Raw genomic sequence first — 13,271 nt, forward strand, 5'->3', positions numbered from 1 at the left:
CTGGCGTCCCTTGTTGTCTATCTTGACGATACGCGCAGGGCGCGCCTGGCCAGTCGAAGCGAGATGCGTTCCACCACAAGCCTGCCGATCGAGGCCAGCAATCTCGACGATGCGCACGGTGCCATCCTCGCTCGGAGGCGGTGCAACGCTCTTGCTGCGAAACATGCCATCGATCTCCTTGGCCTTCTCATAGAGCATGAAGCCGGCCATCACCGGGAGATCTGAAGCGATGACGTCGTTTAGGGCTCCTTCGAGCGCCCGCAGCCTCTCGCTATCAGCACCGGGCAGGTCAAAGTCGACGCGGAACGTGCCGTCGGCGCTGAGCTGTGCGCCCGTCAGGAGCGCACCACCAAAGCGGGTGTAGACGAGAGCATTGAGCATATGCGCGAGCGTGTGCAGTTCGCACATGAGGTTGCGGAACGACCGGTCGACATCGATCCGGATAAGGCCGTAAGGCGCGGCGTCCCCATCGAAGCGATGCCACACGCCACGTGGACCTGAGGACGTGCCGATGATGGGCGCCGTGCCGCCCGACCACGTCAGCATGGCGCGATCGGCAAGCTGGCCACCACCGCCAGGAAACACCGGTGAGCGTTTGATGAGGACAGCACCAGGCTGCGCGTCGAGCACAGTTGCCTCGATATGAAGCATATCCGGGTGGTCTAGGTAGAGGGGCCGGAGCATGGCAAGACTCTATCTTACGGCAACTTCTACGCCAAGAACCGGCGCCAGTGATTACTCCCACCTCCCGTGACTCAACCAATGCGATTATCGGCTTGGCCCAGCCTCTCAACTGGCCGACGTCGCTAGGGGCCGATAGCGCGCAAGCCAAGCCTCGATCGAGAATGTCCGCCTCCGGGCAGGGTCGCAACTTCTGCTTCTGGCGCGTCCTGCAAAGCGACCTCAGGCACTGTAGCGACTTTCGTCATCGTCATTCCGACACAGCGGCCCGGCACTCGGCGATCATGGTCTCCCTCATCCAGCGATGAGCGGAATCGGCATCCATGCGCGGGTGCCACATGGCCGAGACGGCAATCTCCGGAGTTGGGACCGGCAGATCGAAGGCTATGAGCTGTCCCGCCGTCCTCGCCTCGCGGTCGAGGCAGGTCGCTGGCACAAGCGCGACCAGATCCGAGTGCGCGGCGATGGCGAGCGCGTCGGGGAAGCCTGGCACCACTGCTACGACGATGCGTTCCAGGCCCAGAGCGGCCAGCGCCTCATCGACCGGGCCGGTGAAGACCCCGCGGCGGGACGCCACGACATGCCGGCAGTCCGCATAGCGCTGGGGCGATAGAGGGTCTTCGAAGAGGGGGTGTCCAGTCCGCGCCACGCCGACGAAGCGATCGCGAAAGACGAGCTGAGCACGGATCTCGGGGGCGAAGGCGCCGAGCACGCCGAATTCCAGATCGACCTCTCCGTCCCGCAGCGGCCGTGCATCCTTTTCCGGTTTCGGGGCGAAGCGCAGTCGGACATACGGAGCGGCCTCCGTGATGGCCGCGATCAGTCGAGCGCAGAACAGCGCGATAAAGCCCTCGCTGGCACGAATGGTGAAGGTGCGCGCCAAGGACGCGATGTCCAGGCTGTCATCCTGCGGGCTCAGCGTGGCGCGGACCTCGCGATTGAGCTCATGAACCCGGTCGCGCAGGGCCATGGCACGCGGCGTCGGCACCAATCCGCGGCCGGCTCGCACTAGCAGCGGATCGCCCGTCGCCGCCCGCAGCCGCGCCAGGGTCCGGCTCATGGCGGAGGGGCTGAGCTTCAGGCGCGCGCCCGCCTTGGTGACGCTGCCTTCGGCGAGAAGCGCGTCGAGCGCTGTCAGCAGGTTCAGGTCGAGATCGCTCATCCAGCGAGCTTATCCGGGCCGTCCGAACAAACATAGCGCCGGACGCAAAGATTGTTTGCGAGCCATGCGTCTGGCGCCTTGTCGTTCAGGGGCGCATCTTTCGCAGACCGCCAAAGATGGAGGTTTCCATGAACGACCTGACTGTCAGAAGGAGAGAAATCATGGCCATCGTCGCCGCCGCTGCCGTCACCGGGCTGTTTTCGACGCCCGTCAAAGCTGCTGAAGATGCTCGTCCCTTCCTCCTGATCATCGGCGCCTCGCGGGGCCTCGGCCTCGCCATGGCCGCAGAGTTTCTGAAGAAGGGCTGGAACGTCGTGGGAACCGTGAGGCGCGAGCACACCGCGCTGCACGAGCTCGCCGCGCAGCACCCCGAGCGGGTCGAGATCGCCCATGTCGACGTGACCATACCCGAGCAGATCGCGGCTCTGCGCCAGCACCTGTCCGGCCGCAGCTTCGCGATGCTGTTCCACAATGCAGGCACCGCCGACGCCAATCAGGACCAGACCATCGCGCAGGTCTCGACCGAGGAGTTCCAGCGGGTCATGGTCACGAACGCACTCGGCCCGCTGCGCGTGATCGAGAGCCTTGAGGATCTCGTCCCGCCGGATGGGCTGATCGGCGTGATGTCGTCAGGCCAGGGCAGCATAAGCGCCAATGAGAACGGCGGACACGAGGTCTATCGCGGCTCCAAGGCGGCGCTCAACATGTATATGCGCAGCTATGCGGCCCGGCACGCCGGCGATCCCCGCCCGATGGTCCTGATGGCGCCCGGCTGGGTCCGGACCGATCTCGGCGGACCGAAAGCGCCGCTCGCCATCGAAGACAGCATTCCGAAGGTGGTGAACGTGCTGCTTGCGCAGCGCGGTAAGCCGGGGTTGCGCTTCCTGGATCGGGAAGGCCGCACCGTAGCGTGGTGACGCGCCACCGCATCGTCTAGCCCATGCGGACCCATCATTGGAGAACGCCATGACACTGCTCGGTATCGAAGAGCATGTTCTGACGCCGGAGGTTACCGAGGCCTGGCGTGCCCTCGGCCTAGATGCGGTCGATCCGTGCGTGGCGTTCCATTCCAGCGCGATCGAGCGCCGGCTGCTGGACGTGGGGCAGGAGCGGATCGCCCTGATGGACGAGACCGGGCTGGACGTGCAGGTCCTGTCGCTGACCACGCCCGCCCTCCACGACCTCGGCCCGGAGAGCGTCGAAATCGCGAGACGGACGAATGATGCGATCGCCGAGACCGTGGCGAGTCATCCCGGCCGCTTCCAGGGGATGGCGACATTGCCGGTGTCGATGCCGGACGAGGCCGCGCTTGAACTTGACCGCTGCGTCCGCTCGCTCGGCTTCGTCGGCACGATGCTGTGCGGCAGGGTCGGTCCCGACAACCTCGACCACCCCCGCTTCGAGCCGATCTTGCGCTGTGCGGAGGCCCTTCGGGTGCCGATCCTGCTGCATCCGAGAACGCCGCCGCAAGGCGTGAGGGAGGCCTATTATTCCGGCTTCACGCCGGACATCGACGCGGCCCTGGCGACTTATGGACTCGGTTGGCACTACGATGCCGGCTTGCAGTTCGTCCGTCTCGTCCTCGCCGGCACGTTCGACCGCATGCCCGGCCTTCAGATCGTTCTCGGCCATTGGGGCGAACTCGTCCTGTTCTATGCCGAGCGGCTCGCCGCGATGGATCGCGTCGCAGGGCTGGCGCATCCGATCGCGGTCTATTTGCGCCGGAACCTCTACGTCACCGCCAGCGGCATGTTCCTGCCGCATTATCTGGGGCGTGCCGCCGCCATCGTCGGGACCGAGCGCCTCTTATTCTCGACCGACTTCCCTTATCAGTACCGGCCTGGCCAGGACGCCCGGCGTTTCCTCGACCAGTGCGGCCTCGACGAGGCAGGCAAAGCAGCGTTCGCCAGCGGCAATTGGCTGGGTCTCACGCAGAGCATCGTTCGCTAGGACGAGTCCGCTTTCAGGCAGGCGTCGAACGTCGGCTTATGGTGGATGCGCGCGTCGGATAGTGCGGCCGACATGGACTTCATCGCATCAGCTGGCGGCGCCCTTCAAGAACAGGCTCCACGCCTTCTCGAAATATGCGTCCTGGGCCGCGGCGGTGACATAGGTCTGGCGGCCCACCATCGCCTCATTGGAGGGCCCGGATGCGACCGCATGGATCAGCTGGGCGGCGAGGAAGCCGGGCTCGACATCCGCTATCGCCCCGGCCGCCTGAGCTTGCCGAACCACATCGACTAGGCGCTCCATGATCGGATCCGGCTGAACCGGCGCCGGCGCGTCGTTGGGCAGCACGACCTCGCTGCAGGCGATGCGTCTGAGCGCCACCAGTTCGGGTTCGACATTGACGGCAAGGAACCAGCGCGCCGTGTGCCGCAGCCGGTCGATGGCGGGGCCGCCATCTGCGGTGACGCACTCCAGCCGTTTGAGAACCCGGACACGCAGGCGCTCGACCGCGGCATCGAATAGCGCCCGCTTCGAGGGAAAGCGGCGATAGATCGTGTCCTTGCCGACTCTGCAGGCAATCGCCAGCCGCTCCACCGATGTCGCGGCATAGCCCTGGCTTGCGAACATCTCGCAAGCGAGATCGAGGATTTCGTCCGAGATCGCGCTTTCGCGCGCCTTGGACGGCCTGCCGCCCTTGCCGGTGCGGCCAGGCTTTGGCGCGGCAGGAGAATTCGATGGCGATGGCGAGCGGCTTAATCGAGACATGCTCGTTGTCCTACTTCATGTCGAGCTACTTTAGAAGGTTGAAAATCAACAAGATTCAACTGGACAGGTCAGTCCCGTTTTGTTTAGGCGAGTGCAATCGCGCTTGCTGGGGCTGCTGCCATGAACTCCACGATTTCTCATCTTTCCACATCGGTATGCGTTTTGGCCGTCCTCGCCGGCTCAGGCACGGCCGGGGCGCAATCGCGCGGCAGCGACCAGCCGATGCAGCTCGACACGCTGGTGGTGCAAGGGCCGGTCGGGCAAGAGGAGCGCGCCGACAGCCGCGACGACTATGCCCGCCGCACCACGGCGACCGCGACGAAGACCACTACGCCCGTCCTGGAAACGCCGCAGGCGATCTCGACGGTGACGCGCCGACAGCTCGACGAGCAGAATCCGCAGACGGTCGGCAACGCCCTGCGCTACACCGCCGGCGTTCTCTCCGAGCGCGATGCGACCTCGCGCTATGACAGCGTCTTCCTGCGGGGCTTTGGCGGCTTCGGCGTCGCGACGGATTTCGTCGGCTTCCTTGACGGGTTGAAGCTGCCGCGCGGACAGGCCTTCGCGGTGACCTCGATCGACCCGTTCCTGCTCGACCGCATCGAGGTGATCAAGGGGCCGTCCGCGCTGCTCTACGGCCAGATCAGCCCGGGCGGCCTGGTCAACCAGATCAGCCGGATGCCGAGCACTACGCCCTATAACGAATTGCGTGTCGAGGCCGGCAGCCATGGCCGGATCCAGAGCGGCCTCACCAGTCAGGGGCCGATCGACCGCGATGGCAGGCTCTCCTACAGCTTCAGCGCCATCGGCCGCCTCGCCGACACGCGCTACGACGATGTCGAGGAGCAGCGCTTCGGCATCGCGCCGGCCCTGACCTGGCAGCCAACGGCCGACACAAAGCTGACGGTGTCGGGCTTCTACCAGCGCGACCCGAAGGGCGGCTATTTCAACTCGCTCTATCCGCGCTCTCGCGCGCCCGCCTATCGCGGCTTCCTCAATCGCGAGCTCAACATCGGCGACCCCGGCTTCGATAGCTTCAAGCGCGAGCAATACGGGGTGGGCTACAGCTTCGAGCACCGCTTCAACGACATGGTGAGCCTGCATTCGAGCCTGCGCTATGGCGAGGTCGAGACCGATTTCCGCTCGCTGCAGATGGCCGGGCCGGTCAGCGCGGCGGGCACGATCCCGCGTATCGCGCTGAACTCGATCGAGGATGCGCGGCGGCTCTCGAGCGACAACCATCTGCAGTTCGACCTGCGCGGCTTCGGTGCCGAGCATACGCTTCTGACCGGCGTCGACTATCAGAACGGCAGCAGTAACTGGCAGTACAGATTCGGGCCTGCGACGGCGCTGAATATCGTCTCGCCAAGGTATTATCAGCCGGCCGGGCCTCTCGCGACGATCATCGACAAAAAGGAGGATCTGACCCAGGCCGGGATTTACCTGCAGGACCAGATCAAGCTCGGAGGCTTCCGCGCCACGCTTGGCCTCCGGCATGACTGGACCGAGCAGTCGACGCTCGACCGCCTGACCGGCACGAAGCAGAGCCAGTCCAGCGAGAAAACCAGCTACCGGGCAGGGCTGCTCTATCTTTTCGACAACGGCCTTGCGCCCTATGTCAGCTACTCCACCTCCTTCGAGCCGGTCAGCGGCTCTGATGCGGCCGGGGCGCCGTTCCGGCCCAAGACCGGGGAGCAGTACGAGGCCGGCATCAAGTACCAGCCCGGCATCATGAATGCGCTGCTGACCTTCTCTGCCTTCGACATCCGGCAGCAGAACGTTCTGACGCCTGGAGCGACGCCCGGTTTCAACGTGCAGCAGGGCGAGATCCGCTCGCGTGGCCTCGAATTCGAGGCGCGCGGCGAGATCCTGGAGGGCCTCGACATCATAGCGGCGGCAACCCTGCTCGACACCGAGGTCACGCGTTCCACGGACCTGACCACGATCGGCAAGCGACCCCAGGCCGTGCCGAACCAGTTCGGCTCGCTCTGGGCCAATTACCGCTTCGCGACGGGGCCGCTGGCGGGGCTGTCGATCGGCGGCGGCGTGCGCGTCGTGGGGGCAAGCTTCTCCGACGACGCCAACACCATCCGCACCGCGGGCTACGCCGTCGTCGATGCCGCCATCCGCTACGACCTCGCCAAGCTGCACCCTTCGCTGAAGGGGGCGGAAGCCACGCTCAACGTCTCCAACCTGTTCGACAAGGACTACTATACGAGCTGCAGCTCCAACACTTACTGCCAGTTCGGGGCCGGCCGCGAGGTCCTCGCCGGGCTGCGCTACCGGTGGTGAGGCGGCCGATGTTCGCGCCGACGCGCCGGAGCGTTCTAGGCAGGAGCGCTCTTGCAATGACGGCTGCGTTGGTCGCGCAGCCGTCATTCTCTCGCGACGTCAGCCTTTCCGTTATCGACATGCTGGGCAGGGCCGTCACGCTGCCCAGGCCGCCACGTCGGATCGTGCTGCTCGAAGGGCGCGACATCCTGACGATGGCTTTGTTCCAGCCCCGGCCGGCGGAGCTTGTCGTCGGTTGGGCGGCGGCCGACCGCTTCGACAGCGACCTGCTGCGGGACGGCTTCGAGCGCTCTGCCGGCCATCCGATCGCGGTCGTCGGCAAGCAGGCGGCCGATACGCTCTCGCTGGAAGGCATCCTTTCGCTTGCGCCCGATCTCGTCGTCGCCACCGCCTTCATGGCGCCGGGCGGCGATCCGCAGGCGGCGATCGACCGGCTGGCGCAGTTCGGCATTCCGCTTGTTTTCAGCGACGCCGCCAGCAACGCCGCGGTTGAGACCGGGAACCGGGGCTCGCCGCGACAAGGGCTTGCCGCCCTTCTGCGGATGTGGGGCGCCCTCCTCGGGGAACCGACCCGCTCCGAAGAGATCATCGCCTTTGTCGAGAAAAGGTTCGAGGTGGTCTCCCGCCGCCTCACCGGCGCGCCAAAGGTGAAAACCTTTCTCGAGATCATGTCGCTCTACGACGAATGCTGCTGGGCCGCGGGAACGCGCATCTGGGGCGAACTGCTCGGCGATGCCGGCGGCCGCTCGCTCGACGGGCTGAATGCGCCCTGGACGGCGAAGCTCTCGACGGAGCAGCTCCTTGCCCAGCAGCCGCAGGTCTATATCGCGACCGGCGGCGGCTATGCCTCGATGACGCGCCCGGCTATCGGCCCGGGGCTCGATGCGCATGCCGGGCGCCGCGGCTTGCAGCGGCTGACCGAGAGGATCGGCTTCGCGTCGCTGCCGGCGGTCCGTGACCGCCGCGTCCACGGTATCTGGACCGGGCTGATCACGGTGCCGGTGCTCAACATCGTCTTCGTCGAGCTTGCGGCGAAATGGCTCCATCCGGAGGCGTGCCGCGATCTCGATCCGGCGGGGACGCTGGCAGAGATCAATCGCCGCTTCCTGTCTCAGCCGCTGCCCGGCCCACTCTGGGCGAATCTCGACGGAACCGACCCGTGAGCTCCGATAAGAAGCGTTCGGCCGGCCCGGCAGGGAGGCGGTTCAAGGCCACGGCCATCATAGCCTTCCCACGGGTCTTCGCCTTCCTGCCCGATATCCTGGATTCGATCGCGACGCATGACATGCAGGTGGTCGCCAGCGGCGGCAGATACATCGTGTCCTCGCTTTTCGGTGTCGCCACGGTCGAGGCAGGCGAGGGCACCCTCACGTTGAGCGTCGGCACCGACCAGGCGGACCATCTCAACCGCCTGAAGCATGCTCTGGCCGGCGCGATCGGGTTCATCGCCCGGTCGGAGAAGCTCGCCTTGCACTGGTCGGGCGACGTCACCGGTCCCTCGCCGCCGGATGATCTGCGCGAATTGCGGGTGCTGCGAACCCATGCCGTGACCCCGGGGGTGAAGCGGGTCGTCTTCGCCGGCCGGGATCTGGAGCGCTATGACCGGCCCGACCAGATTCACTGCCGCCTGCTGTTCCAGCCGGACGGAACTCTCGCTCCGCAATGGCCGAGGCTCGATGACGACGGCAGGATCGTCTGGCCGGCGTCGGGAGTTTTGTCTTCGCGCGTCTATACGATCCGCGAGATCGATGCGGCGGCTGGCCTGATCACGATCGACTTCGTTCTTCACGCCAAGCCGGGGCCGGCGACGCGATGGGCGCTCAGTGCCAGGCCAGGGAGTCTCGTCGGCATGCTGGGGCCGGCGGGCAATGGACCCAGGCCGGCCGACTGGTATCTGCTCGCGGGAGACGAGACGGGGCTGCCGGGCATCGCGCGGATTCTGGCTGATCTGCCCGAGCAGTCCCGCGGCATCGCGCTGGTGGAAGTGGATGGAGAGGAGGACGAACAGCCGCTGCGGCATCCACCCGGCGTGAAGCTGCGCTGGCTGCATCGCGCCGGAGGTCAGAGCGCCCGGTCAGGCTTGCTCGTCGAGGCCGTGCGAGCCTGCGCCTGGCCCGCGGATTCGGCCTCGGCCTTTTTCTGGGGCGGCTGTGAATTCGAGGCATTTCGCGCCATCCATCGCCATCTCAGGGAAGAGGTCCGCCTGCCGCGCAGCCAGCGCATCCTTTACTCGCACTGGCATCGCGGCATGAGCGAGGAGGATATCATCGCGGTCGGCAGCAAAGCTTACCTGCCGTGATCGGCGAGCCGAAATGTGAACGCTCGCGCCTAGGACCCTGTCTGCCCGGCTGTGGGTTCGCCAGCGACTTGGGATGAGAAGGCTGTCAATGCCCGGTTTCGGGCACCGCTGAATGTCTGAAAGTGGCGCATTTCACCCGGTCAAAGGATGGGCGATTGTGGCCCAAAGCGGACGCTACAACGGTCCGCTTTCGGGCAGCCTACGGAGGTTAGCCATCGAACAGCCTGGACTGACCTGTTGCTGGCACGCATGGTGCCGCGGCTTCTGTAGCATGCAATTCTAGGTCAATAACGGTCGATATCTGGCTCTCGACCAGAACGTCACAAGACGGTCACGAGCCCGGCGATATGTCACCCGTCATGCAGTCAGCATCGACTTTGACGAAGCATCGCTTCAATGGGTATGGCTCGAGCGTTGTCGAAGCCCAAGCCGAATCACCCTTGCTTCGCTTGGACGGCTTTACCGTTGCATTGTCCGGCGCGGTGCCGATCGTGCACGGCATCGATCTGTCTCTGCGGCGCGGCGAGGCGCTCGGCATCGTCGGCGAATCCGGCTGCGGCAAGAGCGTCACCTGGCTCGCCGCACTGCGCTTGCTCGGGCGCAATGTGACGACCAGCGGAAAGGTCCTGCTCGACGGACAGGATGTCGGAGGGCTTTCCGAGCGCGAACTTGCGCGGGTCCGCGGCGGCCGCATTGCTCTGATCTTCCAGGACCCGAGCAGCGCGCTGAACCCGGTGCAGCGCATCGGGACGCAAATAGCGGAGGTGCTGCGCCTACATCGTGGCCTGACCGGGGAGCCGGCCCGCCGCGAGGCGCTGCGCCTGCTCGACCGGGTCGGCATCGCCGACGGACCGCGCCGCCTCACGCAATATCCGCATGAATTCTCAGGCGGCATGAACCAGCGTGTGATGATTGCGCTGGCGCTGGCAGGCGAGCCCGACGTGCTGGTCGCCGACGAGCCGACGACTGCGCTCGACGCCACGATCCAGGCGCAGGTCCTCGACCTGATCCGCGAGCTGCGCAGCGAGACAGACATGGCGCTGATCCTGATCTCGCACGATATCGGTGTCGTCGGCGATCTCTGCGAGCGGATCGCGGTGATGTATGCCGGGCGGATCGTCGAGACGGCGGCAACGCAGGACCTGCTCAACCGGCCGCGCCACCCCTATACGCAAGGGCTGCTCGCGGCCCTACCGACGCTCGACGGCCCGCGCCGCCGGCTGACGCCGATTCCTGGCACCGTGCCGGCGCCTGCCAGCATGCCGCCGGGCTGCGCCTTCGCGCCGCGCTGCCCGACCGCGATCGAACGCTGCGGCCATGAACTGCCGGAACTGACCTTCGCTGCCCAGGACCAGCGCGCCGCCTGCTTGCGGCTCAACGAAGCGCCGCCGCTGGGTGGTGCCGCCCTTCCGGGAAACGCAATGCCCGAGCCGATCGAGGTAACGGCATGACCGCGCTTCTCGACGTCCGCGACCTCGCTCGCGAATACCCGGTCGCGACCGCCGGCGGGGCGCGCCGCATCCTGCACGCGGTCGACGGCGTGAGCTTCTCGCTCGAACGCGGAAAAACGCTCGGCATCGTCGGCGAATCCGGCTGCGGCAAATCAACCACCGCCAAACTCGCGCTCGGCCTGCTGCCGGCGACGCGCGGGCGGATCAGCTTCGAGGGCGAGCCGGTGACCGCCCTGCGCGACCGGTCCTGGCGCGCGCTGCGCCGGCGCATGCAGCTCGTCCATCAGGACCCGCTCGCCGCGCTCGACCGGCGTCTCCCTGTCGGCGATCAGGTGATCGAGCCGCTGGTCATCCATGGACTCGAAGGCAATGCCGGCGCGCAGCGGCAGAAGGCACTCGCATTGTTCGACGCGGTGGGCCTGCGGGCCGATCTGTTCGAGCGCTATCCGCACGAGCTCTCCGGCGGGCAGCGCCAACGCGTGGTGCTGGCGCGGGCGCTGGTGCTGGATCCGGTGCTGCTGGTCTGCGACGAGCCGATCTCGGCGCTCGACGTCTCCGTCGCAGCGCAGGTGATCAACCTGATGCAGGACCTGCAGGTGCGTTTCGGCATGGCCTATCTCTTCATCAGCCATGATCTCAAGGTCGTCCGGCAGATCGCCGACGAGGTCGCGGTGATGTATCTCGGCCGCATCGTCGAGCAGGGGCCGCCGGATGCGCTGTTCCATGCCCCGGCCCATCCCTACACGGAAGCGCTGGTCTCGGCCGTGCCGACGCCGTTGCGCGGCACGCAAGGGCGCATCATTCTGAAGGGCGACCCGCCGAATCCCGTCGACAGGCCCTCGGGCTGCGCATTCCATCCGCGCTGCCCGCGCGCCATCGCCCGCTGCCGGGAGGAGGTTCCGGTGCTCGGTCCGGTGGCCGAAGGCCGCCTTGCCGCCTGCCATCTGGCGGCTGCCGAACCCGCGGCCGCCGCGGCCTGACCCGACACGACGCCGCCCCCGGAGACGAGATGAGCCACCCTGACCAACCAAGCGCCGACCGCGTCGTCATCGCAGTCTTCGACGGCCTGCGGCCGGATCTCGTCACGTCGGATCTGACGCCGAACATCCTACGCCTCGCCGCGCGCGGAACCTGGTTTCGCCGGGCGCGCAGCGTCTTTCCGTCGGTCACCCGCGTCGCGACGAGCTCGATCGCGGCCGGCGCGCCGCCCATCGTCCACGGCATCGTCGGCAACGCCTTCTATCATCGCGAAGCGATCCCCGACCGGATCTTCGATACCAGCGACGTCGCCCAGATTCGCCGCGCCGAGGCGCATCATGACGGGCGCCTGCTCGCCGCCGAAAGCTTCGGCGACGTCTTGGCGCGCGCCGGCAAGCGCATGGCGGTGGTGCATACCGGCTCGGCCGGCTCGGCGCATTTCATCAATCCGCGCGCCCGCGCCAACGGGCACTGGACCTTCTCGATGCACGGCACCGGGGCGACGCAGACGCCGGAAGCCGTCGAGCAGGCGATTTCCCGGATCGGGCCCTTACCCGAGCGCGAATTGCCGCGGCTGCAGGAGCTTGCATATGGCGGGCGCGTGATGACCGAGATCGTGCTGCCGGAGCTCCAGCCGGATGTGGCGCTGATCTGGTTCAACGAGCCGGACACCACCTTCCATTATCGCGGCCTCGGCTCGCCGGAGGCCATCGCCGGCCTGCGAGAGGCTGATCGCGCCTTCGGTACGATCCTCGACTGGATCGAGGCTCAGCCCGATGCTGAGCGCATCGCGGTGATCGTCGCCTCGGACCACGGGCAGATCTCGACCGGCGTGGTCGAGCCGTTGTTCGAGACGGCCCGCCAGGCCGGCTTCGACCTCAGCACGGAGAAAGCGATCAATGGCGCGGCGCTCGTCGCCACCGGCGGCATCAGCGGTGAAATTCGCCTGCATGACGGCGAACCCGCCGCGATCGAGCGCATCGCGGCTTGGCTGATGGAGGATCCCGCGATCGGCCATGTCTTTTCGCGCGACCGCAATGGGGTCGAGGGCGAGGTCACCGGCACGCTCTCACTGAGCCTGATGGACACGGGGCATGCCGAGCGTCAGCCGGAATTAATGTTCATCCTGAAATCAACGCTCGACGCTGATCAATACGGTCTGCCCGGCCTCGGCGCGATGACGCCCGGCGACGTGCCGCTGGGCGGCGGCATGCATGGCGGCATCAACCCGCATGAATTGAACACCGTGCTTATCCTCGGTGATACGAGCGGTTCCGGCGCCGTCTCGCAGGAGCCCGCCGGGATCATCGATATCGGCCCGACGGTGCTCGGCCTGCTCGGGCTTCAGCCGGCAGCGACGATGAGGGGGCGCAATCTCACCGTGCCGGCGCGGGAAGAGGCGCGCGAGCTTCGGCATTCGGCCGGCAGCGGCACGTTTACCCAGCATGTCGACATAGTCGAGCAAGACGGGCGGCGCTTTATTCTTGGCGGTGGGCAGTAGCTTCCGGCCGCTTTCCCAGGGAACACGGCGTCATCCCGGGCTTGACCCGGGTTCCGTGCCAGAGCCTTGTCGATCAAGATTCAGGCATGGATTCCGGATCTCCGCGGAGCTTATCCTCGGGTCCGATCGAGGATAAGCTTCGAGGGCTGCGTCCGGGATGACCCGTGTTTTCGCGGGAACGCAAAAAGGGCG

Annotated in this window: 11 protein-coding genes; 8 read left to right on the forward strand and 3 right to left on the reverse strand. The window is 66.6% G+C overall.

The features are described from left to right. Together JHD80_RS19980 and JHD80_RS19985 are read right to left on the reverse strand one after the other, a co-directional pair. A partial coding sequence (locus tag JHD80_RS19980) for an alanyl-tRNA editing protein (RefSeq protein ID WP_248311671.1) occupies nucleotides 1–651 on the reverse strand: 651 nt, incomplete at its 3' end. Between the two features lie 280 nt (nucleotides 652–931). Further along, on the reverse strand, nucleotides 932–1,843 hold the full coding sequence (locus tag JHD80_RS19985) for a LysR family transcriptional regulator (RefSeq protein ID WP_199091041.1): 912 nt from the start codon (nucleotides 1,841–1,843) through the stop codon (nucleotides 932–934). Between the two features lie 161 nt (nucleotides 1,844–2,004). Between JHD80_RS19985 and JHD80_RS19990 the strand changes: the two genes are divergently transcribed. Both JHD80_RS19990 and JHD80_RS19995 read left to right on the forward strand, forming a co-directional pair. Next, nucleotides 2,005–2,760: an SDR family oxidoreductase gene (locus JHD80_RS19990; protein WP_199091042.1), complete on the forward strand. Its 756-nt coding sequence runs from the start codon at nucleotides 2,005–2,007 to the stop codon at nucleotides 2,758–2,760. A gap of 49 nt (nucleotides 2,761–2,809) precedes the next feature. After that, the gene (locus tag JHD80_RS19995; protein WP_199091044.1) at nucleotides 2,810–3,793 is read left to right on the forward strand and encodes an amidohydrolase family protein; all 984 of its coding nucleotides are present in this window, start codon (nucleotides 2,810–2,812) and stop codon (nucleotides 3,791–3,793) included. Between the two features lie 87 nt (nucleotides 3,794–3,880). Here the strand turns inward: JHD80_RS19995 and JHD80_RS20000 are convergent, their stop codons facing one another. Next, a complete protein-coding gene (locus tag JHD80_RS20000; RefSeq protein WP_199091046.1) occupies nucleotides 3,881–4,558 on the reverse strand; it encodes a TetR/AcrR family transcriptional regulator in 678 nt (225 codons plus the stop codon). Between the two features lie 162 nt (nucleotides 4,559–4,720). Between JHD80_RS20000 and JHD80_RS20005 the strand changes: the two genes are divergently transcribed. The 6 genes from JHD80_RS20005 to JHD80_RS20030 all read left to right on the forward strand — a co-directional run bounded on the left by JHD80_RS20005 (nucleotide 4,721) and on the right by JHD80_RS20030 (nucleotide 13,079). Further along, nucleotides 4,721–6,850: a TonB-dependent siderophore receptor gene (locus JHD80_RS20005; RefSeq protein ID WP_465246538.1), complete on the forward strand. Its 2,130-nt coding sequence runs from the start codon at nucleotides 4,721–4,723 to the stop codon at nucleotides 6,848–6,850. Nucleotides 6,851–6,906: 56 nt separating this feature from the next. Beyond that, nucleotides 6,907–8,013, forward strand: coding sequence for an ABC transporter substrate-binding protein (locus tag JHD80_RS20010; RefSeq protein WP_248311672.1), 1,107 nt, complete (start codon nucleotides 6,907–6,909; stop codon nucleotides 8,011–8,013). Then, on the forward strand, nucleotides 8,010–9,149 hold the full coding sequence (locus tag JHD80_RS20015) for an SIP domain-containing protein (RefSeq protein ID WP_199091099.1): 1,140 nt from the start codon (nucleotides 8,010–8,012) through the stop codon (nucleotides 9,147–9,149). Before JHD80_RS20010 ends, JHD80_RS20015 begins: the two co-directional genes overlap by 4 nt. A 440-nt stretch (nucleotides 9,150–9,589) precedes the next feature. Beyond that, nucleotides 9,590–10,600: an ABC transporter ATP-binding protein gene (locus JHD80_RS20020; RefSeq protein ID WP_248311673.1), complete on the forward strand. Its 1,011-nt coding sequence runs from the start codon at nucleotides 9,590–9,592 to the stop codon at nucleotides 10,598–10,600. Continuing rightward, nucleotides 10,597–11,580, forward strand: coding sequence for an ABC transporter ATP-binding protein (locus JHD80_RS20025; RefSeq protein ID WP_199091057.1), 984 nt, complete (start codon nucleotides 10,597–10,599; stop codon nucleotides 11,578–11,580). Before JHD80_RS20020 ends, JHD80_RS20025 begins: the two co-directional genes overlap by 4 nt. A 29-nt stretch (nucleotides 11,581–11,609) precedes the next feature. Continuing rightward, nucleotides 11,610–13,079 carry an alkaline phosphatase family protein gene (locus JHD80_RS20030; protein WP_199091063.1) on the forward strand — a complete coding sequence of 490 codons (1,470 nt, stop codon included), beginning with the start codon at nucleotides 11,610–11,612 and terminating at the stop codon, nucleotides 13,077–13,079. The last annotated feature ends 192 nt before the right edge of the window (nucleotides 13,080–13,271 follow it).

This window comes from Allobosea sp. ASV33 (assembly GCF_016428755.1).
GTDB lineage: Bacteria > Pseudomonadota > Alphaproteobacteria > Rhizobiales > Beijerinckiaceae > Allobosea.

Coding starts and splice junctions, on each gene's coding strand:
- JHD80_RS19985 (WP_199091041.1), bottom strand. CDS start 1,843: ATGAGCGATCTCGACCTGAACCTGCTGACAGCGCTCGACGCGCTTCTC.
- JHD80_RS19990 (WP_199091042.1), top strand. CDS start 2,005: ATGGCCATCGTCGCCGCCGCTGCCGTCACCGGGCTGTTTTCGACGCCC.
- JHD80_RS19995 (WP_199091044.1), top strand. CDS start 2,810: ATGACACTGCTCGGTATCGAAGAGCATGTTCTGACGCCGGAGGTTACC.
- JHD80_RS20000 (WP_199091046.1), bottom strand. CDS start 4,558: ATGTCTCGATTAAGCCGCTCGCCATCGCCATCGAATTCTCCTGCCGCG.
- JHD80_RS20010 (WP_248311672.1), top strand. CDS start 6,907: ATGACGGCTGCGTTGGTCGCGCAGCCGTCATTCTCTCGCGACGTCAGC.
- JHD80_RS20025 (WP_199091057.1), top strand. CDS start 10,597: ATGACCGCGCTTCTCGACGTCCGCGACCTCGCTCGCGAATACCCGGTC.
- JHD80_RS20030 (WP_199091063.1), top strand. CDS start 11,610: ATGAGCCACCCTGACCAACCAAGCGCCGACCGCGTCGTCATCGCAGTC.